Below are 23134 nucleotides of genomic sequence, written 5' to 3' on the forward strand. Positions count from 1 at the left end.
CAACTCGCGGTGTGCCATACGTAAAGCGTTGGTTAAATCCGGTCAATGTCAATGCTGTAGGCACGCAGGCGTTCCGCCAATTCTTTTAGGGTTTCGGCATGTTCTTTTCCGGCCTGCGAGGCTATTTTGCCGGTCTGCTCCGACAAATCGGTCAACAAATGTTTTACCCGGGTGCTATCCGGTTTCGGATTGGCCAGCTCGTCATATAAGTGCTGCAATGTCTGCGAGAGCTGGTCCGAGTTGTCTGTCCCTTTCAGGGTAGTTACCCACTCCCGGATTACCGCCGAGCCTTCATGGGGGCCGGTATCCCGATCCTGCAACAGATCAAGCGTCTTCTCAAACATAGTCGATGCATATGGTCGTGACATAATCGTTGAGTCGGTTTTGTATTACAGCAGAACATACGCATTTGTAGATTGTTTACTGAACGAGTAGATTATTTATTGAGTAGCTAATCCTGTAGTTTTGCGGCTGATTTATAGCTAAACAGGCATGATTGATCCCAGTCGATTACATCCGGAGTTGCAGTATCAGTTTGCCCGCAGCGGGGGGAAGGGTGGGCAGAATGTCAATAAAGTATCGACCAAGGCAGAACTGCGTTTCAGCGTCCGGGACTCCGTTTTACTGAGCGATGAAGAAAAAGCTGTGCTGCTGGAGAAACTGGCCAATAAGCTGACCACTGAAGGCGAGTTGGTGCTGTATCATCAAACCGAACGCTCGCAGTTGGATAACCGGGGAAAAGTGACGGAGAAGTTTAACCGGCTAATCCGCAGCGCGTTTGAGAAGCCGAAGCCCCGTAAAGTAACCCGGCCCACCAAAGCCTCCGTGGAAGAACGCAAAGCTGAAAAGAAGCGCCGGGGTGAGGTAAAAGAAGCCCGGCGAAAGGTAAATTTTTGAGCTTATATACTGGGACTATGATTGTAAAAGGCACCTTAATTGCAATTGGAGGAAACGAGGATAAAGGAATACGAAAAAAGACATTACATGTACAGGACACCACGCACGACTTTGTGACCTCCGGTATTTTGTACCGGGTGGTCAAAGAAATCAATAATCCCGATGCGCCGATAGAGGTAGTCACTACGGCATCGAGTATACCGGACGTGGTAGGCGCTAATTACCTGCGGGCTTTCCGGAAACTGGGTCATAAAGAGGTGCGGCTGATGCACATTACGACGAAGGAACAGGCCGACGACGAAAAAATACTGGAGCGCGTTGCCAATGCCGGCGGCATCATGTTCTCAGGGGGCGACCAGTTCAACCTGATCAAAGCATTTAAAGATACGGCCTTTGCGTACCTGATTCACATGCGCTATGTGCAGGACCCCTTTATCATTGCCGGTACCAGCGCCGGGGCTATGGCTATGTCTGATCTGATGATCTATCCCGGTGCCGAGCCCAGCACCGACCTCAACCCCGAAGTGCCGCTGTATGAAGGACTGAGCCTGGTCCATGAAGCCATCATCGATACCCATTTTCTGGTGCGGGGTCGTTTCCGCCGACTGGCCGTAGCGGTCGCTAATAATCCCACCCATATCGGCATCGGGCTGGAAGAAGATACAGGCATCATTATCCGCAAAGGCAACAAGCTGGAAACCATTGGCTCCGGGCTGGTGACCATCATCGACGGCCGAAGCCTGAAGGAAACCAACCTGACGGTCGCCGGCGGAGTCAGGCACGATATGTTTATTGAGAACCTGCTGGTGCATATGCTGGTCCATGGCAATAACTTCACCCTGCGCGGCAAGAAAATCTCGTAGCGGGGAGAGGTCCTGGGAGAAGATGCCAGGTCGGGCCGGCACCCATCTTTGCTGATGGAACGGCGTGAGTAATTTATTTGGCTGCTTTTTTCAGGCGGTCAAAAGCTGGAAGCAGGGTTTTCCGGAGATGCTTTCCCGGCGGTTTTGTGGCCAGATTGTTTAGTTCTTTTGGGTCAGAGCGTAAGTCATATACTTCTTCATAACTGTCTCCAGCTTGCTTCAGATTGAAGTAGCGCACGTATTTCTGATCATTTCGTAACACACCCTCCGATTGGGGAATGAAGACGGCCGGCGTGTTGAACAGGTGTTCGAAAAAGAACTCCGTGCGCCAGGGAGTACCAGCCGGTCCGTCGTTGCGACTGTCCATCAGCTGCGTTAGGCTGCGGCCCTGCATTCGGTCTGGTATGGCTACTCCTGCCAGTGTCAGCAGCGTTGGGGCAATATCAATATTGAGGGTGTATTTATCGGTGACGCGGCCATGCCATTGAGGCCGGCGTGGGTCGTAGATCATGAGCGGTACCCGAATGGAGAGTTCGTGGCCGTACCACTTATCGGCGAAGCCATATTCCCCTTCGTAAAAGCCATTGTCGCTGGTATAGACCAGAACGGTGTTATCAGCCAGGCCACGTTCCCGGAGTGTCTGACGCAGGCGACCAACCACCTCGTCGATACCTGTAATGAGCCGGCAATAGGCTTTAACCGTCTGCTGAAACATAGAATCTGTAGCAAAGCGACGGCTCCAGCGAATACGTGATTCGTTCTGGTCGTTATGCCGGAACCAGTCGGGAAACTGCCGGTAATACCGATCGTCGGCGGCTTCGGGTCGCTGTAGCGTGATACCCTGGTAAAGGGCTTCGAAGCGGTCGGCATAGGGGAACTCCGGGTTTGCGGCATCCTGGGCGTGGGGCGCTTTGAAACTTACCGACAGACAAAAGGGTTTGCCGGCTGGGTTGGTGACCAGAAATTCGTCCATCTGCCGGCCCATCAGGTCCGTCAGATGAATCGGGTTCCCTTCGTCATCGCGGGCAGCATAATTTCCCTGTCCTTTAAATCCTTTCCAGTAATCGTACTCGCGCACCGGCATATCGTCGCCCACTCCATACTTGCCAATGAACCCCGTCCGGTAACCGGCCTGGCGCAGCAGCACCGGATAGGTTTGAGCCAGGGCAGCCGCCGAAAAAGGAGTGCTAAAATCGACGATGCCGTGCCGAGAGGCATACTGGCCGCTAAGGATACTGGCCCGGCTTATGGCGCATATCGGGGTGGTGACGTATGAGCGTCGGAAATAGAACCCATCGCGGGCCAGTTGGTCCATATAAGGAGTCTGGATGATTGTGTTTCCAGCAACACCCAGGGCATCCCAGCGCTGATCATCGGCCAGCAGAAAAATAATATTCGGGGGCGTGGCGGCCTGTCTCTGCCGGCCTGCCTGTGGGCTAAGGCCGGTGGCCGTAGCCAGTACCAAAAAAGCGTAAAGAAGTGACTGCTTTGATCTAGCCATATAGTTCTTAGGTTATTCAGGAGGGTAATTGCCGACCCGACGAAAGATACAAATTAGATCTCGTAAACAGCAGCTTACAAATGACAGAGCTCTTGCCAACCCAGAACCCTGGCCGTGCTACGGGTCTGTGACTCGTCGCCGGCATAGATCAGGTAGTTCTCGGGCCGGTTAGGGAAACTAGAGGAAATTTGGTAGCCATATCGGCTACTTTGACAGTTGGCTGGCGAGAAATCATAAACCTGTGCCGGAACGCATTAAAAAATAGCCGTTTCGCCTTCGCCCTGCTCGTTGCGCCAGCCCCGGTACATGCCTTCGGAGTTGAAGGCCATTTCAAGGTTACCGTCCCGGTCAACGGCGATAAGACCGCCTTCGCCTTCCAGTTCCTTTAGCTTTTCGTGAACCACAATCCGGCAGGCTTCCTGGAGCGACAGCCCTTTGTACGCCATCAGGCAGTAAACATCGTAAGCGGCCACCGCCCGGATAAAGTACTCGCCGTCGCCGGTGCAGGATACCGCGCAGGCCCGGTTGTTGGCGTAGGTGCCGGCCCCGATTACGGGGCTGTCGCCGAGCCGGCCAAACGTCTTGTTTGTCATGCCGCCGGTCGAGGTAGCGGCCGCCAGATTACCCGATTGGTCGAGGGCTACAGCCCCCACCGTCCCAATCTTCCTGTTTCCGCCTTCGCCCGATTGCTTTTTCTTTAGCTCCTGGTAGCGCGTTTCGGTATAGAAATACTCGTCGGGTTCGAACGATAAATTATGCTGCCGGGCAAAATCCTCGGCACCGGGGGCCATCAGCAACACATAGTCAGACTTGTCCATCACCGTCCGGGCCAGCGTAATCGGGTTGCGGACGTTCCGGACGCCGGCCACGGCGCCGGCCTTCAGCGTCTTGCCGTCCATAAGGGAGGCATCCATCTCGTGCCGGCCGTCGGCCGTGAAAACGGCTCCCCGGCCGGCGTTGAAATGTTCGGCATCCTCCAGGGCCCGCACGGCCTGCTCCACGGCATCCAGGGCGGAGCCGCCAGTGGCTAATACCTGATACCCGGCGTCGAGTGCATTGGTCAGGCTCTGGTGAATCGCTTTCTCTTTTTCAGGTGACAAGTCGGACCGGTTCATAACCCCGGCCCCGCCGTGAACAGCAAGGACAACCATAGATCGACTCAGCTTATGGTTGCCATTACTTCCTGATTTCGGCCATAGCTATCTTCCAGCTCTTTAAAGCCCCGCACAATCTCCACCGATTTTGCTACCTTTTCGCTTAGGTGTACAATCAGCGAACCCGGTTTTGCGTGGCGGATCGCATAGTCAATAGCCTTTAGTTCATCCGGAATACAGGTGATACTTTTTTCCGGGCTTACGGCCTGAATACCTGTTTTGATAAGCTCTACGATCTCCTCCGGCTCCCGGCCCCGTACATCTTCGTCCAGCCGGACAATGATCTCGTCGAACAGCCCGGCGGCCACCCGACCCAGTTCAATAATGTCTTCGTTGCGCCGGTCGCCCACGCCCGTTATAATACCTACCCTGGGGCCATTGCCCAACTGCCGGATGAAGCCCCCCAAGGCCAGTAAGCCGTGCGGATTGTGAGCATAGTCGACCAGCACCGTAAAGTCGTTGAACGGAAAGAGATTCATCCGGCCGGGCGTATTCTGATCCGAGGGCACAAAGGTACGCAGCCCCTCGGCAATAAGCTCGGTCGGGATACCCTGGCAATACGTCGCCAGACTGGCCGCCAGTACGTTTTCGATCATGAACAATGCCTTACCATCGAAGGAAAGCGGAATATTGGTGGCCTGCTCGATCCGGATGCGCTCGTTGCCGTTGAGGATGGTCACGTAACTGTTTTCGTACACGGCCGCCAGACCACCCTGATTGCAGTGGGCCTGAATGCGCTCACTGTCGGGCTTGGTGCTAAACAGGGCTACGGGGCAGGTTACCCGGCTACGCATGGCATAGGTGTAGTCATTGTCGGCGTTCAGCACCGTATAGCCGTCGGGTTTTACCGTTTCGGGGATTACCGACTTAACCTTCGCCAGGTCATCCAGCGTATGAATGTTGTTGAGACCGAGGTGATCGGAGGCCACGTTGGTCACCACGCCCACATCGCACTGATCGAACGCCAGGCCCGACCGCAGCAAGCCCCCGCGTGCGCATTCCAGCACGGCAAAATCGACGGTTGGGTCCATCAACACCTTCCGGGAGCTGTTGGGACCGGTGCAATCACCCTCTTCAATCTGGAAGCTGCCGATATAAACCCCGTCGGTAGTGGTGTAGCCCACGTTGTAACCCGCCCGTCTGACGATATGAGCCGTCAGGCGCGTGGTGGTTGTTTTGCCGTTGGTACCTGTGATAGCAATAAGCGGTATGCGGCCGTTCTGCCCGTCGGGGAAAAGCATATCGGCAATGGCCCTGCCTACATCACGTGGCTTACCTTCCGAGGGGTGCGTGTGCATCCGCAGGCCGGGACCGGCGTTTACTTCAATCACAGCCGCGCCGGCCTGCTTTAGCGGCCGGCTGATGTTTTCGGCAATGAGGTCAATGCCGCAGATATCGAGGCCGATGATGCGGGCTGTACGTTCGGCCATGAAGGCGATTTCGGGATGAATTTCATCGGTTTTGTCAATCGCCGTACCGCCCGTACTGAGGTTAGCCGTTTTTTTCAGGTACAGCGTCTGACCGGCGGGCAGCACCGACTCCAGCGTCAGTTGCTGCTGCTGGAGTATGCACAGGGTGGCCTCATCTACGTCAATGCGGGTGAGCAGGTTCTGATGGCCGTCGCCCCGGCGTGGATCGCGGTTAACGGCATCAATCAACGCCTGAACGGTAGATATACCGTTGCCGGTCACGCAGGCGGGTATCCGCTGCCCTACGGCGCAGACCTTGTAATTAACGACCAGAATACGGTAATCGTTGCCCGGCACAAACTGCTCCACCACCACACGCTCCGAGTGCTTTTGAGCGCACTGGAAAGCTCTGACTGCATCGTCGTACTGCCTGATGTTGGTTGTTACGCCCCGGCCGTGGTTACCGTCCAGGGGTTTGACCACCACCGGATAGCTTAGTTGCTCAATAGCGGTTTTCAGTTCTGCCAGGTCCGTAATAACCGCACCACCGGGCACCGGAATACCCGCGTGAGCCAGTATCTGTTTGGTCAGGTTCTTGTCTGCAGCCAGATCCGTAGCGATGCAACTGGTTTGGTTGGTAACGGCCGCCATAATGCGTTTCTGCCGGACACCGTGGCCGAGCAGCACCAGCGAATCGTCGTCGAGCCGGTGGTATGGTACGCCTTTGCGCACGCAGGCTTCCACAATGGCCGATGTGCTGGGACCGAGCCGACTGGTGTCGCCGATGTTGCGCAGGGCGGCAATGGCTTTATCGATATCATAGGGTTCACTGTCGATCAGTGCCTGGGCAATGTCAACGGCGCAACCGGCTGCGTATATGCCAGAACGTTCGTCCTGGAATTCAAAAACAACGGTGTAGATACCGGGTTCGCCGGCGCCTCGGGTACGACCGTAACCGCAATCCATGCCGGCCAGCGTCTGAATCTCCAGGGCAATATGTTCAATGACATGGCCCATCCAGGTGCCGGTCTCGACCCGAAAGAAAAAACCACCGGGCCGTCCTTCCGAACACTCGTGGGTATATAGGCTTGGGAGTAGCCGGCGGAGCCGTTCGTAAAAGCCGTCAATTTTGTTTGTGGGATACTCCTCTACCTGCTCCAGGTCGAGCCGCATGGCAATAAGCTTTTGCTTCCGGACAGACCAGTAATTAGGTCCTCTCAGACAGCGGATATCCAGAATTTTCATGTTGGTCGAAAGCTGTTGAGTGCGTTTTGTTGTATTGTATTGAGGTAGCCTGAGCTACATTGGCCGGAAAGCGATCTGACGCTTTATCGGTTTACAGATAGATCCGTTGAAGATGCCCTAGTTGTTGTGGCTGCGATGTTTCTATTTTGGGTTGTTACGCAATGCTGGAACGCTGATATCCGGCGCGGGTTCAGGCCCACTACCTGAATTGAGGCAGTGGCCCTCAGCAATTGGCTGCTGGAGGTGGCAAATAGTGGGTTTTCTTCATGTAAGCTTGATCTATCTGTTTAGTGGAAATTTAACTGTTTTGCAGGATAATTTGTTTATGTAATATGTTTTTTTGGGTATGGGGTTATTGATTGGCGAACACACCCGGTTCAGGGCTTTATCCGTGCCGGAGTGGGCCCTGGGCAATCCGGACCGTATAATATATACTTGAAACAAAACAGAAATAATTCGCTTATTTTACCTGACTTAACATTTACAAAAAGAAAAAGACTAGCCTCATTCTATGCATTTTGATTTTGCCATTGTGGGAGCCGGTTATGCCGGTAGTGTGTTGGCGGAACGCCTGGCCAGTCAGTCTGGCAAAAAAGTACTTCTCATCGATAAACGTCCTCATATCGGCGGTAACGCGTACGATTATTACAACGAAGCGGGTATTCTGATCCACTTATACGGTCCGCATATCTTCCATACCAACTCGCCGGATGTATTTGCCTATCTGTCGCAGTTTACCGAGTGGCGCCCCTACGAACACCGGGTACTGGCCTCGGTCGACGGTAAGCTGCTGCCCATTCCGATCAACCTCGACACTGTAAATAAGCTGTACGGCTACAATTTTACGTCCGAAGAACTGGAAGAATACTTTAAATCGGTGGGTGAGCCGGTAGAGAAAATCCGGACATCGGAAGATGTGGTGGTAAGCCAGGTTGGGCGTGATCTGTACGAGAAGTTTTTCCGGGGCTATACCCGCAAACAGTGGGGCCTCGATCCGTCGGAACTGGATAAGATGGTGACGTCGCGGATTCCGACCCGGACCAACCGCGACGACCGCTATTTTACCGACCAGTATCAGTACATGCCGCTGCATGGCTATACCAAAATGTTCGAGAAGATGCTCGACCACCCGAACATTCATCTGATGCTGAGCACGGATTTCAGGGAGGTAAAAGAAACATTGTCATACGACCAGTTAATCTACACCGGTCCGGTAGACGAGTACTTCGATCATTGTTTTGGTAAACTGCCCTACCGTTCCCTGCGGTTTGAGCATAAAACGGTCGATACCGAGCAGTATCAGCCCGTAGCTGTGGTGAACTACCCCAACGACAATGCGTATACCCGCATTACGGAGTATAAGCACCTAACGGGGCAGGAGCACCCGAAAACCAGCATCACGTTTGAGTATCCGCAGTCGGAAGGAGACCCCTATTACCCGATTCCAAAGCCCGAAAATGCCGAGCTGTACCAGCGCTACAAGCAATTGGCCGAGCAGCAGGCCAACGTGCATTTTGTGGGCCGATTGGGTACGTACCGGTATTACAATATGGACCAGGTAGTGGCGCAGGCACTGACACTGTACAAAAAACTGATCGGTGCCGAGTCGCTGGAAGATGTGGTTGGCACGAAGGAGAAGGAACTGGCCAAGTAAATTTCCCTAACCTATGCAAAAAGCCCCCTACCAGTCTGGTAGGGGGCTTTTTTAAGGGCCTTATCAGCGCAATGGATTAACTGGCCGCTTCGTGCAGCGATTTAATCTGATTACGGGCCTGACGCAATTCGTCTAGCTGAGTCCGCAGGGTATCTTTCACATACGCCGGCAGTTTATCCTCCTTCACCGCATCTTCGTAGGCCTCCACGGCCGCGTTATCGCCAAACTCGCAGGAGCTCAGAATAGCCGCCCGGTCTTTTCCGGTTACGGCCGCTTTGATGTTGATCCAGGCGCGGTGGATTTTGCTGGAGAAATCCGTATGCGTTGCATCGGTAACGGCTGTGCCATCCAGCCGGACTATGTGCTCGGCCAGTTCGCTGCGCAGCTTCTGCGTCTGTATAATCATTTGCCGGAAGGTTTGGTCCAATTGAGGATCTTTGTTGTCTTCCAGAGCCGTTTCGTAGCCGCGAATCCGGTCGTTCAGGATTTCTACCAATTCGTTGAGTGAATCAACGATATCATCATTCTTAATCATAACGGAGAGGGGATTTATTGGTTATAGAACAGCCATAAAACCGTACCCTGCACGAAATGTTTACCCAAACATTTAAATTTGAGTAAACGTACTTTCTTATGACGATTTTGCTGATTGAAGATGAGCCACTGGTTGCCAAGAACTTAGTGCGGATGGTGCAGCAACTGGAGCCGGGAGCGGTTGTACTGGGTCCGCTGGGCAGCGTATCGGCGGGGCTGGCGTACCTCCGCAGCCACACCCAGCCAGACCTGGTGGTATCGGACATCCAGCTTTCCGATGGTGTCTCTTTCGATATTTTCCGGCAGGCCGACCTGCGCTGCCCGGTCATTTTTACGACGGCCTACGACGAATACGCCATCCGGGCCTTCAAGCTCAACAGCATCGACTACCTGCTGAAGCCCATCGACCCCGACGAACTGAAGTCGGCCTTTGCCAAATACCACCAATGGCATGGTACCAGTGCCGGTACGGACTTCCGCGAACAACTCCGCGACCTGCTGCTGGATTTTACGGAGCACGCACCCGCCAAAAAATACAAACGCCGGTTTACGGGCCATTACCTCCGGCAGATTGTACCGGTGCCGCAGGAACAGGTCGCCTGCTTCACCCGCGATGAGGTGATCTACCTCTACACCGCCGACGGCCACAAACTCATCACCGACTACAGCACCCTCGACGAGCTGGAAGACCTCACCGACCCCACTGTGTTCTTCCGCGCCAACCGCCAGTTCCTGCTCCATCTGGCCGCCATTGCCGGCTACCAGTCGCACTACAGCGGCAAACTGCTGGTGCTGCTCAAGAAGCCCCATGACATAGAAGTAGCTATCAGCAAGGAAAAAGCCCCCATGTTCCGCGAATGGTTTGAGCAGGGGTGATGCGTTCAGCTCTTCGGCTCGTCCGCGATTGTATCGCGAGACGGGCGAGGTTCGCGTTTGCAACGCGAGTTGAAGCAGACACATGTTTAGCGGCACAGACACCAATCTCGCCCGTCTCGCGATACAATCGAGGACGAGCAGAGGGTAACGAACGTTAGGGGAAAGTAATTGTATGAGCGGCAAACCACATCCGGCACTCCTCCAGGCTTACCTGACCGGAAGCCACGCGGATGATGAAGTCGTACAACTCGTTATGGGGAAGGTCACGGTTCAGGCGCATTCCATTCAGCTTCAGAAAGGCCAGCGCGGCTTCTAAACCGTCCGTTTTTACCGTCGGAGAAGATATGATTGCAGATGATATTGTAACAGTAAACGGCTGCTTTATCGGCTATGGTAGGATAGAGGGGTTCACCAAACATCTCAGCCTGAACAGCCTCAAGCAGATAATCCAGATTTTCTTCGTGCAGAAAGTTGTGGGGTGGCATAAAATGCCCTCCATGTTCTGAGACAGTACGCCGATTAATAAAGATGATGTCTTCTTTATCCAGGTAGATCATGCTAATGCTCTGAATACGTCGCCGTACTCATCAAAATCTTCCCGAATGATGTTTTCTAAACGCTGCTTTTTATGCTGCTTTAGCTCTCCTTCAAGCTCCTCCAATAAAGCAGTCACGAACGCAGGGTCTTCGTTAACCAGTTCTTTAAGCGACTGACGAATGAGTTCTTTATCTAATCCAGTGCTCATGTGTTTTGTGAAATTACTCTGATACAAAGCTACTAAGTTCACCGGCATTCCGGCTGCCGATATAACGTTTTGTGAGGTGGAATTGTCCCAAACCGTCGCTGCGCTGCTCGTCCGCAAATGCATCGCGAGACGGGCGAGGTCCGCGTCAGTGACGCGAGTTGATGCAGGAGAATGAGTGGTTGTTGCGATACAATCGCGGACGAGCAGCAGTAGCATTATCAACAAAAAAGCCGCCCAATAGGCGGCCTTCAATCCGGTAGCCTGTCATTACTGCTTCATCAGCGTCTTCAACTGTTCGCTATCGCTTTGGGCGTTGGCCAGAATTTGCTGCGCCAGTGAGCGCAGGGCCTGGTTTTGGCCGTGTTGCAGATAATCCTGGGTTATATCGATGGCATCCCGCTGGTGTTCCAGCATAATGGTGGCGTAGTCGGTATCCAGCTTTCCGGTCAGCTTACCAGCCAGCGTGCCTTCCTGCAAATTCAGCTTCATCGCTTCCAGCTTTTGGTTCTGGGCCTGCACAAATGCCTGATTGGCCCGGCTGGGTCGGATCTGCTTCAGGGCAGATTCTAACTGATCGACTTCCTTTTGCTTCCGGCTAATCATAGCCTGCGCCATCTGCTTCATCGCGCTATTCTGCATGGATTTAGCAGCTTCCTGCGCCAATTCGATTTCGCTCAGGTGGTGTGTCCGCATCAGAAATACATAGTCAAAATCAGGGTCACCCGACAGGCGCATGGTCTTGAGTTTATCCATCATGCGATTCACCGACGGCATCAGTTGGCTCCTGGTTGCTTCGCTTGTACTGGCCGATGAGGTCTGTCCGCCCGATTGACTGGTGTTGGTCGATTGTGCTCTGGCTGGTGCGAGATGTAAGCCGGTCAGGAGCAGACCAGTTAGTATTACGGCGTTGTATGGCCGATTGCGTTTCATAGGGTTCATAACGTTTAGCTAAAATGAAGTTGTAACCGGAGGGCACCTATTCTGTTTCAGAAAGTTTTTATCCGGTGACGGCCGTACCGAGGAGCAACAAAAAAGGTGAGTCCGGAAGGGCTCACCTAGTATAGTCAAGTTACGGAGTCGTTCAAGTTACAGTTGGCACGGAATCCCTATGCGTTGGGTGGTCTCTGGGGAAGTGTCCATGGCGTTATTATTGGTTAACGGATCAAAGATGGACAATATGCCTTAAAAACGATTGAATATGGGGTTAAAATTGCGTTATGGAGGGGAGAAATGTAAAAAGCTGCCTGTCCAGGCAGCTTTTTACGTACGAGGCTATGATTACCCTTATACACGGGTAATCTCAGCACCAATGGCGTTCAGACGGGTATCAATATTCTGATAACCCCGGTCGATCTGCTCGATGTTGTCGATGATGCTGACGCCGTCGGCGGAAAGGGCGGCAATCAGCAGGGCTACACCGGCACGAATGTCGGGCGAAGACATGCGGATACCTTTCAGCGGCATCCGGCGGTTCAGGCCCACAACGGTCGCCCGGTGCGGGTCGCAGAGGATGATCTGGGCACCCATTTCAATCAGCTTATCCACAAAAAACAGACGGCTCTCAAACATCTTCTGGTGAATCAGCACCGTGCCGCTGGCCTGTACAGTAGTAACCAAGACAATGCTGAGGAGGTCGGGCGTGAAACCCGGCCAGGGAGCATCGGCTACGGTCATCATGCCGCCGTCGAGAAAGGTTTCGATTTCGTAGCGGTCCTGGGCCGGAATGAAAATGTCGTCTCCGCGAAACTCCATCTGGATACCCAGTCGCTTGAAGACATCCGGAATAATCCCCAGTTGTGGTATCTGGCAGTTTTTAATGGTTACCTCCGACTGCGTCATAGCCGCCATACCAATGAAACTACCAATCTCGATCATGTCGGGCAGCATGGTGTGTTCTGTACCATGTAGTTCACTGACCCCCTCGATCACCAGCAGATTGGAGCCGACACCCGAGATTTTGGCACCCATCGCATTCAGCATCTTAGAAAGTTGCTGCAGGTAGGGCTCGCAGGCGGCATTGTAGATGGTGGTTGTTCCTTCGGCCATCACGGCGGCCATCAGCACGTTGGCCGTACCCGTTACCGAAGCTTCGTCGAGCAGCATATAAGCACCCTTGAGGTTCTGGGCATCTACCCGGTAAAAACCGCCGTCGTTGGTATCATAGTGAAACTGCGCCCCCAGCTTTTCGAAACCCAGGAAGTGGGTATCCAGCCGGCGACGACCGATTTTATCGCCACCGGGCCGGGGGATACGGCCTTTTTTAAAGCGGGCCAGCATCGGTCCCAGCAGCATTACCGATCCCCGCAGGGCCCCGGCTTTGCGCTTAAACGTCGGCGTTTCAAGGTAGTCCAGGTTTACGTCGCTGGCCTGAAATCGGTACGACGATTCGCCAATTTTAGTGACCCAAACGCCCAGATCGCCCAGCAGATCGATCAACTGGTTTACATCCCGGATGTTGGGAATATTATGAATGGTAACGGGCTCGCTGGTCAGCAGGACCGCGCACAGAATCTGCAGCGCTTCGTTTTTGGCCCCCTGTGGTATAAGCTCTCCCTGCAGCCGCCGGCCACCCGTAATTTTAAATGATGCCATTTTTGGAAGTAAGAGTTAAGAGTTAAGAGTTATGAGTTAAGAATTTGTGCGTCAGCCTAACTCTTAACCGCCGGGCGGCCCCGTCTTGATTCATAACTCTTAACTAAAGATTATCGTCTCCGTCGGTCGTTGCCGCGGTTGTCCCGGTTGTTTGGGCGGAACTGGCCCCGGTGGCCACCGTCCCCCCGACGGCCACCATCCCGGTTGCCGCCGTGCTGGTTGGGGTAGTTACCGCCGTAGGGACGATTTCCGCCACCCTCGCGGTAGCCGCCCTCCCGGCCAACCCCTTCGCGCCGGTCGCCGGTGCGCTCACGGGGCGTGCCTTCAATCATGCCGCCGTTGCGGATACCCTGCAGGTCTTCTTCCAGCCGGCCGCCCGACATTTCCTCCAGGTTGGTATAAATGGTTTCGTCTTCGACCGACTCTTTATTCCAGGTAGCGTAGAAGGTCTTCATGAGCCGGGCCAGGTACGACACAAACGCCCGCTTCTCTTCGGGATCTTCAATGGTGGCAGCCTTGTCGATAAGCAGCTCCATGTTCCGCCCATAGTGCTTGTATCGGAGGTTGTGCATGTTGTAGGGCACCTGCTGTGGTTTGCGGCCCAGGGCTTCTTTCGACGGCGGGGGATAGGGGCTGTCGACATCCAGGGTAAAGCCCGACATAATGTACAGATCGTCCCAGAGCTTATTATAGTAGTCCTGGCCATCTTTCATGTTCGGGTGGATCTGCCGCATCAGCTCAACCAGGATGTGCGCGTAGCGGGTGCGCTTTTCCCGGTCTTCAATGTTGACGATGTTGTCAACCAGTTTCTGAATGTTGCTGCCGTATTCTTTCAAAATAAATGAGGGGTTCGTAGTAAGTAAGGCAAAATTAACAACATTCGGGGCAAAAAGCGAATTATCAGCAAAGACCGCTTGGTAGGTTAATTGTACACCCCCCGTCCCGGTGGGGTTATCGTGTTTCCCCTACCGGGGCGGGGGGCATCTGCAGCGGCACCGGCTGGTCGGTAAATCGGGCTATACAGCCGCGCAGATCTTTCAGCGAAAAGGGTTTGCCCAGGAAAGCATCCGTTTTTAAGGCGCGGGCTAGAGCGTCGATGTTGTCGTAGGCCGTAAACAGCACAATGGGAATGTGGGCCGTCTGGCTGTCTTGCTTTAGCTGGAGAACGGTGTCGTGGCTAGTCAGGCCGTTTACCTGGTAATCGATAACGATGACCGCCGGCTGAATCTGTTGCACGTCCTGTAGGACGTGGCTGAGCGAATTACGGGTAATGACCCTATATTGGGTACGTAATGCCCGTTGTACGAGTTCCAGAATATCTTCTTCGTCGTCGTACACTAATACAGTTTTAGCGTTGACCATAAGCAGATTGGCTACTAAGCGGCAACAGGCCCGGCAGTTACGGATAAGCTGTAAACAATACGTTCGTACAGTTGAAAGGCATTAATAGCTCCCTGCACAATCTGGTCTTCCTCGGTACCGGCCTGTTGGGGCAGGTAGGTACAAAAGGTCTTCCACATCGCCCCAGTCTGGTCACCGTAACCGGCGTAAAAGCAGGACTGGCCGGCGGTATGACTCACCAAAGCATTTTTTTGCAGGTATTTACTGATAACCCGTCCGCCGAGTGTAGAGCCTTCGGCTACATAGACCGCACCCAGCAACTGCCAGTTGCTCCAGCCCTGAAAATACTGTTGTTGGGTAGGCGGTATGGGCAGCCGCAGCCGCTGCAGATCCTGCCTGATCAGGGGGGCTTTGCTCCGCTGATCAGGCGTGTACCCGGCAAAAAAGAGGGGGTCAGCCGCTCCAATGGCCTCTTCCAGAGGCTGGTGGAACGAAAGATTGACGTATAGCAGCTGGATGTACTGCTCAAGCGTCAGGGTGCCGTTCTGAATCTGCTCTGCATACAGCAGTTTCTCAACCTGCTCGTGGCAAAGCTGCGTCTCCTGACGCAATCGGGCCATGATGGACATAACGTTACGTTTACTGATTTTTCTGCGCGACCGGCATGTGCGGAAACGCGACGTAAAAAGTAGTCTGCCGGCTGGGTTGGCTGTCAAACCACACTTTTCCCTTATGCCGGTTCATAATTTGTTTTACAATGGAAAGCCCTACGCCGTTGCCCTCCGTCTGGCCGGTATTCTCCAGCCGCTTGAACAGGTCAAACACCCGGCCTGACTGCTTCATATCGATTCCGACACCGTTGTCTTTGACGGAGTACACAATTTCGTACTCGTTCCGGAAGCCGTTTACTTCAATAACCGCCGACTGGGCCTGCCGGGAATACTTGGCCGCATTTGACAGCAGGTTACTGAACACCTGCAACACCATAATTGGGTCGCCAACAACGGGCGGGGTGTTGAGGATGTTGATGGTAAGCGCCCGGCTTTTTTCGGTCACCAGGGTTTCCTCGCGTAATCGACTCAGCAGTTTGCGCATATCTACCGATTGTACCTGAAGGTCATTCTGCCCCATGCGGGAGTAATCCATAATGTTGCGGATCAGAATATTCATTCGGTCGGTGGCCCGGATCACTTTGGTAAACAGCGTACGGGCATCGTCGTTGAATTCTTCGCCGTACTCCTCCAGAATAATTTCCGAATAGCTTTTGATGGTCGATAGCGGGCTGCGCAGGTCGTGCGAAACGGTGTAACTGAACGCGTCCAGCTCTTCGTAGGCTTTCCGCAACTTTTCGTGCAGCAACCGTATTTCGTTGGCTTTTTTGGCCACCACGTGCAAAATGTCTTCCCGGAGTTTCAGCGCCGTAGCTATTTCGGCATCTTTCCAGGGCGCCGAGGTCTGGCGGACTTCCTGCACCCAGCGGGCAAAGCTTGTACGGGGACTAATTTTAATACTGCCATTCTCGTGGATGTTCACGGCCTTCTCCGGATTACCGGCCCAACTGACGGAATGAATCTGTTCCGGCTTGAACCAGAGCAGGTATTCGTTCATTTCCCGCGAGAGGGGTATTGCCAGTAAGCCCGACGCTACGGCGCTAAAGGTAGCCGCCGGCGGGTACTGATTGGCCAGATGGGTGGTCTGGATAACGGTATCGGTATTGGTAGTTTGCAGCCAGCCAATCAGGCCGTGTATCTCATTGTCGGAAGGGGTCTGGCCGAGCGTGTGCAGTTTACCCTCAAAAAACAGGGCGGCACCTGTAGCCGAATTGATGTCGAGGGCGGTGGTTTCGTACTGGGTAAGGCCCCGCACAATGTTCCAGTCTTTCAGCATGTGGCTGAACAGCGTCTGGCCGGCTTCTTTAATCTGCTGCGTAAACGACTGGTCGTCTTCGTCTTTGTGGTATTCCAGCGCGGCCGAGAGTAGTTGGCCCACCAGGTCGACAGAGACACGGGCGGAGTAGTCGATCTGCCGGGGAGTGTAGTTGTGGCAGGAGATGAGACCCCAAAGCTCGCCCTGGTACATCAGCGAAATGCTCATGCTGGCCTGCACGCCCATATTTTTCAGGTATTCGATATGAACCGGCGATACGGCCCGGAGCAGGGAATGGGTCAGGTCGAGGGGGCGTTTGCGGTCGGCGTACAGCACCGGGTACAGCGCCGAGTCAGGCTGGTAAACGTTGCTGATACAGCGAACGCGGTTGGTCTTGTACAATTCGCGGGCCTGCCTGGGTATATCCGATGCCGGATAGTGCAGGCCCAGAAACGGTTCCAGATTGTCTTCTTTAACTTCAGCGACCACCTCGCCGTGCCAGTCGGGCCAGAAGCGGTAGATCATCACACGGTCGTAGCCGGTAATCTTTTTGACCTGCCGGGCGGCATTATCCAATAGCTGATCCATAGACCAACTGGCTTTTATGGTCGACAAAGACTGGGCCAGCAAGCGTTGCAGATGCTGACCGCTGGTATGGATCATAGCCGGCTCGAACTCCAGAATTACGGCATTGTCGTGCTGGTGAGAAACCAGGTTCCACTCCTGCTCCTGCAGGTTAATGCGGTACGGGTTCATTGCTTCCAGAGACTGGTTGCGTAAGCCCAGATTCAGGAGGTCGGTTAGCAGATCACCCAGAAAACGGGTTCCGGCCTGGAGCGAGTTCAGCCGCTTTCCAATTAACTGATCGGCAGGGATACCTAAATGCTCCCTGACGTTTTCGCTGGCCTGGATAATCGTGTATGTATCAGGAGAGACGGCCAGCAGAAAACCATGCGCCTGTATCCGGCCGGGAATATGGATGGGTTCCCGTTCGCAGTTGGAGATGTCAGCCTGGAACAGATTTTTTTTGTCAAAGTTCACTACCGCAGATCAGTTGAGTACGGGCACTTCACGCCAGGTAAAAAAGCCCTTATTTTAAGAAATCAGCTTGAATGCCTCTACGAAACTAAGAAAAAATCTTCGCAAACAGACGCTAAACTGAGGGAGCGGTCCCATTTTTTTCAAACCTACGATTATGTGTAAACGTGCTTAAACAAGCTTTATCTGCCGGTGGTTGCCGGTTCGGATTGGTTACCGGTTTGCTAACATCTAATATCGGGATTCGTACCTATCCTGTCCCGTACTTCCCCTACCTTTGCGGCCAAATTATCATTCTTCAGGTCTATGCTTTATTGGCTGCGTGCCTATCGGACTGAGTTAACGGATACGCTCCGGCTTAGTATACCGATTGTAATTGCCCAACTGGGCGTGGTGTTGATGGGGGTGACCGATAACCTGTTTGTGGGGCGGCTGCTGGGTGCAGTGCCCCTGGGTGCGGCCGGGCTGGCGGTATCCCTCACATTTCTGGTGTCGAGCATTGGCGTAGGGGGGCTGGCAGTGGTAGCCGCGCTGGTGTCGCAGGCGCGGGGGCGCGGTAACAATGCTGATATAAACCGCTTGTACCGGGCCGGTATTTACGTGGCGGTGCTGTTGAGTGTTATCCTTGGCCTGCTGTCGGCGGTAGTAGCTTATTTCTTCGACATCTTTGGGCAGACACAGGAGGTGACGCGGCTGGCCCGCAACTTCATGCTCATCCTGAGCGTGTCTAATATCCCGCTATTTCTGTTTGTGGCGGCCCGGCAATTGTGCGACGGCTTGGCCTATCCCCGTGTAGCCATGCTGATTACCTTGTCGGCCCTGGGCGTAAATGCTATCCTGAACTATTGGCTGATTACCGGCTGGGGCCCATTTCCGGAAATGGGCCTGTACGGCTCGGCGATGGCGACGCTGTTCTCCAGGGTCTATATGGCCGTGGCCATTCTACTGTATATCCACCGGGCGGCTGCATTTAAAACATACTTTCAGCCGGTGTTTGCTCAGCAGACGGTGCTGGATTTTGTGCGGGAGATTCTGCGCCTGGGGCTGCCGGGTGGGCTGACCTTCTTTTTTGAGGTGGCTACCTTCTCGCTGGCGGCCGTGATTATCGGCTGGCTGGGCGAAGACCGGCTGGCTGCGCATCAGATTGCCATTAACCTGGCGTCGACTACCTATATGATGGCGTCGGGTATTTCGGCGGCTGCCTCCATTCGCGTTGGGGCGGCTTTGGGACAGGGCGGGCAGCAGCAGGTGTACCGGGCAGGTCTGGCCGCCTTTGTGCTGAGCACGGCTTTTATGATGGTATGTGCCGTTCTCTTCCTGACGGCCAACGACTGGCTGGTGAGGCTGTACATCCGCGACAATGCCGAAGTTGCCACCGTAGCGGCTTCGCTGGTAATTCTGGCGGGTATCTTCCAGCTATCAGATGGGGTGCAGGTGGTCGGAATCGGTGCGCTGCGTGGCCTCTCCGACGTAAACGTGCCAACCATTATCACCTTATTTGCTTACTGGATTGTGGGGCTACCCGTCGGCTACATACTGGCCTTCTGGCTGAAACTGGACGCAACGGGTGTCTGGATCGGTTTGCTGGCGGGGCTTACGGTAGCGGCCATTCTGCTGACCACGCGATTTTTCCGGCTGGTGCGCCGGCTGCGGCCTACAACGGTTGGGAACCAGACGGCAGCGGTATAAGGCATGGCCGGTTTGCCTAACGCATGCTGTCCAGCAGTTTGTCCCGCGTCGGTTTGTCGGGTGAGACCTCGTAAGCAATGCCTTCCAGGTCGAGGTAGTCGATAAACTCCCGGTAGCGTTCGCGGGCGACTTCAAAAAGGCAGTAGTTTTCGTACGGTTCATTGAAGATCTCCACCTCCGTCAGGCCGGCGATCTTCTGCATCTGCTGGTATTGCAGGTTCTTAATGGCCTGCTGCTTAATGGTGAAATACCACATGGTTAATCAGTTTTTCTGCGAGTAGTAACGGTGATTCGTGGTATTCGGTTTAATACGGCAAAGAAAACCCCCGCACCTCTCTGGTGCGGGGGGTATTAGTAGACCGCACCGGCGACCCGGTGCGGTCTACACACTACTGATTCCTATTCTGAAACACAATCAGATCGGCCAGTACGCGGCCGGTTTCGTTCAGATACAGGTCCTTTTTCTTCTTCGGCGTAGCCGTTGATGTTGCCGACGAGGATACGGATGTAGCGGTTGAGTCTGTTTCTGAATCATCGTCTGCAACCTGCGTCACCTTGTTCATGGCCGTCCGCTTCTTCTCGGCTTCGTCGCGCTCTTTCCGGCGTTTGGCTTCCTGCAGCGATACAATCGTATTTTGCTTAGCTTTCTTAAACTCGGCCAGTTCCTGAGACAGTTGCTTCAGTTCGGGGTCCGACTTCAGGCGCTGCTCATATTTGTCGCGCAGGCGGTTCAGCGTTTTCTCGTCGAGCGCCCGGCTGGCTTCGTAGCGGGTCGAGGCAATCTGATCCCAGGGCAGCGCACTTGGTTGTGAGCTTTCGCCGTACTGTTCAGCGCTGAGGGCCGACGGCAGTTCGATGTCCGGCACTACTCCTTTGTGCTGGGTGCTGCTCCCGTTGATACGGTAAAACTTGGACACGGTCATTTTTACCTGCCCCACCTTCTCCGGCTCACGCGGTAACCACTGGCTCAGGTCCTGCAGTGTCTGCACGGTGCCCTTACCGAAGGTTTGCTCACCCACAATGATACCACGTTTGTAATCCTGGATGGCAGCCGCAAAGATCTCGGAGGCCGATGCACTGAGCCGGTTGACCAGCACCGCCAGCGGACCGTCGTACGTTACCGAGGGATCGGGATCGTTATATACCTCGGTTTCGCCGGTTGATTCGCGTACCTGCACTACCGGGCCTTTCGGAATAAACAGACCCGTCAGGCTGATAGCCTCTACCAGTGATCCACCGCCGTTGTAGCGCAGGTCGATCACGATACCGTCTACTTTCTGACCCTTCAGCTCATCAATCAGTTTCTTCACGTCAGACGTTGTACTCGCCATATCGGCATCCCGCCGGCGAGCGGCTTCGAAATCGCGGTAGAACATCGGAATGTTTATAATCCCAATCTTATAGGTCCGGTTGTTTTCCGACACCTCAATCACTTCTTTCTTGGCGCGTTGATCTTCCAGTTTTACTTTTTCGCGCACCAGCCGGATTTCCTTCGGCGGAGCCCCGGCCAAGGCTGTAGCCGGCTGGATCTGCAGGCGGACAACGGTTCCTTTCGGCCCTTTAATCAGCTTTACGGCATCATCGACCTGATAGCCCACAATGCTGACAATCTGCCCGTTATCGCCCTGGGCAACGCCCACAATACGGTCTTCCTTATTAAGCAGCTTGCTCTTGAAAGCCGGCCCGCCGGGTAGTACTTCTACAATTTTGATATACTCCCCATCTTCGCGGAGCATAGCCCCGATGCCTTCCAGCGACTGACTCATCTCCTGGTTGAAGCGATCAGCCGAACGGGGTGATAAATAGTTGGTGTGCGGATCGAGCGATTCGGTAAACGAGTTCAGGTAAATCTGAAACACATCTTCGCTTTTGAAGCGGTTCAGGGCTTTTTCCTGGTTCTTATACCGGTCGCGGAGCATAGCGTAGGCGGCACTATCTTTCTTGCCGGCCAGCTTCAGTTCCAGCGCCTGATTCTTGAGAACTTTGCGCCAGATTTCGTTTTGCTCCTCAACCGACTTGGGCCAGGTGGCCTTCTGCCGGTCGGTGTTATAAGCTTCGTCTACCGTAAAGTTAAACGGCTTCTGCAGCGTCTCCTGCACATACTGCAGCCGCTCCTGAAAACGCTTCCGGTACACATTGAACAGTTCATAGGCGGCCGTCAGATCTCCGTTTACCAGGGCATCGTCAATCTGATAACGGTATTTTTCCAGGGCACTCACATCAGAGGCCAGCAGGTACATCTTGCCGTTATCGATTTCCTTCAGGTAGTTATCCCAAACGACCGACGACAGGGAGTCGTTCAGCCGAACCTTGCGGTAGTGGTACGTAGTCAATAATTTCGACACCACCTGAGATACTTTCTCCTGCGATACCGTCGGTTTCAGGTCTTCGCCCCCCGACGATAACTGAACGGGCGCATTGCCGCCTTTCGGCGCAAGGACCGTTTGCGAGTCCGGCTGAAAACTCAGCATCAGCACGGGTACAAGGGTTACCAGATACTTCTTCATACTACCTGTTAGGTTATTTATGGCCGTACCCTCTCTGTACGGTTGCTGCGGAAGACGACACCGCCTGTTCGCAGACTGGACTGTTATTTAACGATTTCCAATAATTCAATATCAAAAATCAGGGTCTCGTTAGGACCGATGGCCCCGCCTGCCCCACGCTCACCGTAGGCCAGACTGCCCGGAATGAACAGCGTCCATTTTGACCCCACCGGCATCAGTTGCAGAGCCTCTACCCAGCCCGGAATAACGCCCGTCACCGGAATCTCAATGGGCTGCCCCCGCTCTACCGAACTGTCAAATACCGTACCGTTTATGAGCCGGCCGGTATAATGCGCTTTTACCTTATCATTGGTTGTCGGCTTAGGCCCGGTACCTTCTTTTACAACCTGATATTGCAAACCACTGGCAGTGGTAATTACCCCTGGTTTGCTCTTGTTCTCTGCTAAGAACGCATCGCCTACCTTTTTGTTAGCCTCGCCGGCTTTTTTACTTTCTTCCATCTTGGCCGCATACTGCTTTTGCATATAGGCCATCAATATCTGCTGCGATTGCTCTTCGCTCATGGCCAGTTTCTGACCTTTCAGGGCGTCCTGTAAGCCACGAGCCAGCACGTCTGTGTTCAAGTCTTCAATTCCCTGCTGTTTGATATTCTGGGCGATACTGACGCCGATGCTATAGCTTAACGAGTCACGGCTGGTGGCAATTCGGGAGGAGGCTGTGGCCGGTGTAGCTTTCTGAGCGGCTGTAGCCGGTTTTTTCGCCGGTGCGCCGGCGGCTGGTTTTTTGGCCTGCGCCAGTGTTTCTTGTAAAAAAGCACTACCCGACACAAAAGCAGCCGACAAAAGGCCGGCCTTAACCCACTGATTTAAAGTCATGCGAAAGAAATTCAGATTGTAATTAGCGTGATTTACTGACAAAACGTAAACTGATAGACAAAAAGTTTGGTAATTGCCTGAGCGGACGAAATAAATAGCCTATTGCCCAGAATAGATTTTCCCCGGCGCGGCTGCTACCGGCAGCCACATACCATCAGGTAAAGTAACAAATCTTAGCCGCAAAGTCCAAACCCGGAAAACAGAATTATGGTTAATGACAGCAAATGGTTTTAAGCGGTAAAATCTAAACACTTAACGGCAGCCGGCTGGCTATGCGCCACCAGGAGGAGACCAAAGATGGTCAGGAGAGCCGTTTCGTAAAATTTGTGGCCTGCGAAGACAATAATG

At 53.9% G+C, this 23134-nt stretch carries 21 protein-coding genes and 1 pseudogene; 5 read left to right on the top strand and 17 right to left on the bottom strand.

The annotated features are described in order from the left end of the window. Positions 1–32: 32 nt before the first annotated feature. The gene (locus ABD931_RS05765) at positions 33–368 is read right to left on the bottom strand and encodes a hypothetical protein (RefSeq protein WP_345264868.1); all 336 of its coding nucleotides are present in this window, start codon (positions 366–368) and stop codon (positions 33–35) included. A gap of 124 nt (positions 369–492) precedes the next feature. Here ABD931_RS05765 and arfB point away from each other — a divergent pair, with 124 nt between their 5' ends. Together arfB and ABD931_RS05775 are read left to right on the top strand one after the other, a co-directional pair. Beyond that, on the top strand, positions 493–897 hold the full coding sequence (arfB, locus tag ABD931_RS05770) for an alternative ribosome rescue aminoacyl-tRNA hydrolase ArfB (protein WP_345264870.1): 405 nt from the start codon (positions 493–495) through the stop codon (positions 895–897). A gap of 17 nt (positions 898–914) precedes the next feature. Next, positions 915–1760 (top strand): cyanophycinase, encoded by an 846-nt coding sequence (locus ABD931_RS05775; RefSeq protein WP_345264871.1) that lies wholly within the window; start codon positions 915–917, stop codon positions 1758–1760. Between the two features lie 73 nt (positions 1761–1833). On the opposite strand, the gene ABD931_RS05780 is transcribed toward ABD931_RS05775, so the two are convergent. The 3 genes from ABD931_RS05780 to cphA all read right to left on the bottom strand — a co-directional run bounded on the left by ABD931_RS05780 (position 1834) and on the right by cphA (position 7069). After that, positions 1834–3261: a sulfatase family protein gene (locus ABD931_RS05780; RefSeq protein ID WP_345264873.1), complete on the bottom strand. Its 1428-nt coding sequence runs from the start codon at positions 3259–3261 to the stop codon at positions 1834–1836. A 254-nt stretch (positions 3262–3515) separates the two neighbouring features. Further along, positions 3516–4412, bottom strand: a complete 897-nt coding sequence (locus ABD931_RS05785; RefSeq protein ID WP_345264875.1) for an isoaspartyl peptidase/L-asparaginase family protein — start codon at positions 4410–4412, stop codon at positions 3516–3518. 8 nt (positions 4413–4420) lie between these two features. Then, positions 4421–7069: a cyanophycin synthetase gene (gene cphA / locus ABD931_RS05790; RefSeq protein ID WP_345264877.1), complete on the bottom strand. Its 2649-nt coding sequence runs from the start codon at positions 7067–7069 to the stop codon at positions 4421–4423. A gap of 511 nt (positions 7070–7580) precedes the next feature. Here cphA and glf point away from each other — a divergent pair. Further along, positions 7581–8723, top strand: a complete 1143-nt coding sequence (gene glf / locus ABD931_RS05795) for a UDP-galactopyranose mutase (RefSeq protein ID WP_345264879.1) — start codon at positions 7581–7583, stop codon at positions 8721–8723. A gap of 76 nt (positions 8724–8799) precedes the next feature. Here the strand turns inward: glf and ABD931_RS05800 are convergent, their stop codons facing one another. Beyond that, complete coding sequence (locus ABD931_RS05800; RefSeq protein WP_345264881.1) at positions 8800–9258, bottom strand: ferritin-like domain-containing protein; 459 nt, start codon at positions 9256–9258, stop codon at positions 8800–8802. 98 nt (positions 9259–9356) lie between these two features. On the opposite strand from ABD931_RS05800, the gene ABD931_RS05805 reads away from it, so the two are divergent. After that, positions 9357–10133: a LytR/AlgR family response regulator transcription factor gene (locus tag ABD931_RS05805; RefSeq protein WP_345264883.1), complete on the top strand. Its 777-nt coding sequence runs from the start codon at positions 9357–9359 to the stop codon at positions 10131–10133. A 154-nt stretch (positions 10134–10287) separates the two neighbouring features. Here ABD931_RS05805 and ABD931_RS05810 read toward each other — a convergent pair whose 3' ends face one another. The 9 genes and pseudogenes from ABD931_RS05810 to ABD931_RS05850 all read right to left on the bottom strand — a co-directional run bounded on the left by ABD931_RS05810 (position 10288) and on the right by ABD931_RS05850 (position 17718). Beyond that, complete coding sequence (locus ABD931_RS05810) at positions 10288–10413, bottom strand: hypothetical protein (RefSeq protein ID WP_345264885.1); 126 nt, start codon at positions 10411–10413, stop codon at positions 10288–10290. Beyond that, positions 10397–10690 (bottom strand): Fic family protein, encoded by a 294-nt coding sequence (locus ABD931_RS05815; protein WP_345264887.1) that lies wholly within the window; start codon positions 10688–10690, stop codon positions 10397–10399. Before ABD931_RS05815 ends, ABD931_RS05810 begins: the two co-directional genes overlap by 17 nt. Next, positions 10687–11130 (bottom strand): hypothetical protein, encoded by a 444-nt coding sequence (locus ABD931_RS05820; protein ID WP_345264889.1) that lies wholly within the window; start codon positions 11128–11130, stop codon positions 10687–10689. Before ABD931_RS05820 ends, ABD931_RS05815 begins: the two co-directional genes overlap by 4 nt. Before the next feature lie 15 nt (positions 11131–11145). Then, complete coding sequence (locus ABD931_RS05825) at positions 11146–11808, bottom strand: DUF305 domain-containing protein (RefSeq protein WP_345264891.1); 663 nt, start codon at positions 11806–11808, stop codon at positions 11146–11148. 354 nt (positions 11809–12162) lie between these two features. Continuing rightward, positions 12163–13470 (bottom strand): UDP-N-acetylglucosamine 1-carboxyvinyltransferase, encoded by a 1308-nt coding sequence (gene murA / locus ABD931_RS05830; RefSeq protein ID WP_345264893.1) that lies wholly within the window; start codon positions 13468–13470, stop codon positions 12163–12165. Positions 13471–13580: 110 nt separating this feature from the next. After that, a pseudogene (locus tag ABD931_RS05835) lies at positions 13581–14315 on the bottom strand (DUF4290 domain-containing protein); the annotation flags it as partial. Positions 14316–14421: 106 nt separating this feature from the next. Beyond that, complete coding sequence (locus tag ABD931_RS05840; protein ID WP_345264895.1) at positions 14422–14832, bottom strand: response regulator; 411 nt, start codon at positions 14830–14832, stop codon at positions 14422–14424. Positions 14833–14846: 14 nt separating this feature from the next. Continuing rightward, complete coding sequence (locus ABD931_RS05845) at positions 14847–15440, bottom strand: biliverdin-producing heme oxygenase (protein ID WP_345264897.1); 594 nt, start codon at positions 15438–15440, stop codon at positions 14847–14849. 10 nt (positions 15441–15450) lie between these two features. Beyond that, the gene (locus tag ABD931_RS05850; RefSeq protein WP_345264899.1) at positions 15451–17718 is read right to left on the bottom strand and encodes an ATP-binding protein; all 2268 of its coding nucleotides are present in this window, start codon (positions 17716–17718) and stop codon (positions 15451–15453) included. 303 nt (positions 17719–18021) lie between these two features. On the opposite strand from ABD931_RS05850, the gene ABD931_RS05855 reads away from it, so the two are divergent. Next, complete coding sequence (locus tag ABD931_RS05855) at positions 18022–19404, top strand: MATE family efflux transporter (RefSeq protein ID WP_345264901.1); 1383 nt, start codon at positions 18022–18024, stop codon at positions 19402–19404. Between the two features lie 16 nt (positions 19405–19420). Here ABD931_RS05855 and ABD931_RS05860 read toward each other — a convergent pair whose 3' ends face one another. From ABD931_RS05860 to bamJ, 3 genes are all read right to left on the bottom strand, one after another. Next, the gene (locus ABD931_RS05860) at positions 19421–19660 is read right to left on the bottom strand and encodes a hypothetical protein (RefSeq protein ID WP_345264903.1); all 240 of its coding nucleotides are present in this window, start codon (positions 19658–19660) and stop codon (positions 19421–19423) included. A 133-nt stretch (positions 19661–19793) separates the two neighbouring features. After that, a complete protein-coding gene (locus tag ABD931_RS05865; protein WP_345264905.1) occupies positions 19794–21911 on the bottom strand; it encodes a carboxy terminal-processing peptidase in 2118 nt (705 codons plus the stop codon). A gap of 83 nt (positions 21912–21994) precedes the next feature. Then, a complete protein-coding gene (gene bamJ / locus ABD931_RS05870) occupies positions 21995–22786 on the bottom strand; it encodes a BamJ family beta-barrel-assembly machinery protein (RefSeq protein WP_345264907.1) in 792 nt (263 codons plus the stop codon). Between the last annotated feature and the right edge of the window lie 348 nt (positions 22787–23134).

Origin of the sequence: Nibrella viscosa, from assembly GCF_039541875.1 — a bacterium.
Lineage (GTDB): Bacteria > Bacteroidota > Bacteroidia > Cytophagales > Spirosomataceae > Nibrella > Nibrella viscosa.

Excerpts from the sequence above, each read along its gene's own strand:
- ABD931_RS05765 (WP_345264868.1), bottom strand. The coding sequence starts at position 368 with ATGTCACGACCATATGCATCGACTATGTTTGAGAAGACGCTTGATCTG.
- arfB (WP_345264870.1), top strand. The coding sequence starts at position 493 with ATGATTGATCCCAGTCGATTACATCCGGAGTTGCAGTATCAGTTTGCC.
- ABD931_RS05775 (WP_345264871.1), top strand. The coding sequence starts at position 915 with ATGATTGTAAAAGGCACCTTAATTGCAATTGGAGGAAACGAGGATAAA.
- ABD931_RS05780 (WP_345264873.1), bottom strand. The coding sequence starts at position 3,261 with ATGGCTAGATCAAAGCAGTCACTTCTTTACGCTTTTTTGGTACTGGCT.
- ABD931_RS05785 (WP_345264875.1), bottom strand. The coding sequence starts at position 4,412 with ATGGTTGTCCTTGCTGTTCACGGCGGGGCCGGGGTTATGAACCGGTCC.
- cphA (WP_345264877.1), bottom strand. The coding sequence starts at position 7,069 with ATGAAAATTCTGGATATCCGCTGTCTGAGAGGACCTAATTACTGGTCT.
- glf (WP_345264879.1), top strand. The coding sequence starts at position 7,581 with ATGCATTTTGATTTTGCCATTGTGGGAGCCGGTTATGCCGGTAGTGTG.
- ABD931_RS05800 (WP_345264881.1), bottom strand. The coding sequence starts at position 9,258 with ATGATTAAGAATGATGATATCGTTGATTCACTCAACGAATTGGTAGAA.
- ABD931_RS05805 (WP_345264883.1), top strand. The coding sequence starts at position 9,357 with ATGACGATTTTGCTGATTGAAGATGAGCCACTGGTTGCCAAGAACTTA.
- ABD931_RS05810 (WP_345264885.1), bottom strand. The coding sequence starts at position 10,413 with ATGCGCCTGAACCGTGACCTTCCCCATAACGAGTTGTACGACTTCATC.
- ABD931_RS05815 (WP_345264887.1), bottom strand. The coding sequence starts at position 10,690 with ATGATCTACCTGGATAAAGAAGACATCATCTTTATTAATCGGCGTACT.
- ABD931_RS05825 (WP_345264891.1), bottom strand. The coding sequence starts at position 11,808 with ATGAAACGCAATCGGCCATACAACGCCGTAATACTAACTGGTCTGCTC.
- murA (WP_345264893.1), bottom strand. The coding sequence starts at position 13,470 with ATGGCATCATTTAAAATTACGGGTGGCCGGCGGCTGCAGGGAGAGCTT.
- ABD931_RS05840 (WP_345264895.1), bottom strand. The coding sequence starts at position 14,832 with ATGGTCAACGCTAAAACTGTATTAGTGTACGACGACGAAGAAGATATT.
- ABD931_RS05845 (WP_345264897.1), bottom strand. The coding sequence starts at position 15,440 with ATGTCCATCATGGCCCGATTGCGTCAGGAGACGCAGCTTTGCCACGAG.
- ABD931_RS05855 (WP_345264901.1), top strand. The coding sequence starts at position 18,022 with ATGCTTTATTGGCTGCGTGCCTATCGGACTGAGTTAACGGATACGCTC.
- ABD931_RS05860 (WP_345264903.1), bottom strand. The coding sequence starts at position 19,660 with ATGTGGTATTTCACCATTAAGCAGCAGGCCATTAAGAACCTGCAATAC.
- ABD931_RS05865 (WP_345264905.1), bottom strand. The coding sequence starts at position 21,911 with ATGAAGAAGTATCTGGTAACCCTTGTACCCGTGCTGATGCTGAGTTTT.
- bamJ (WP_345264907.1), bottom strand. The coding sequence starts at position 22,786 with ATGACTTTAAATCAGTGGGTTAAGGCCGGCCTTTTGTCGGCTGCTTTT.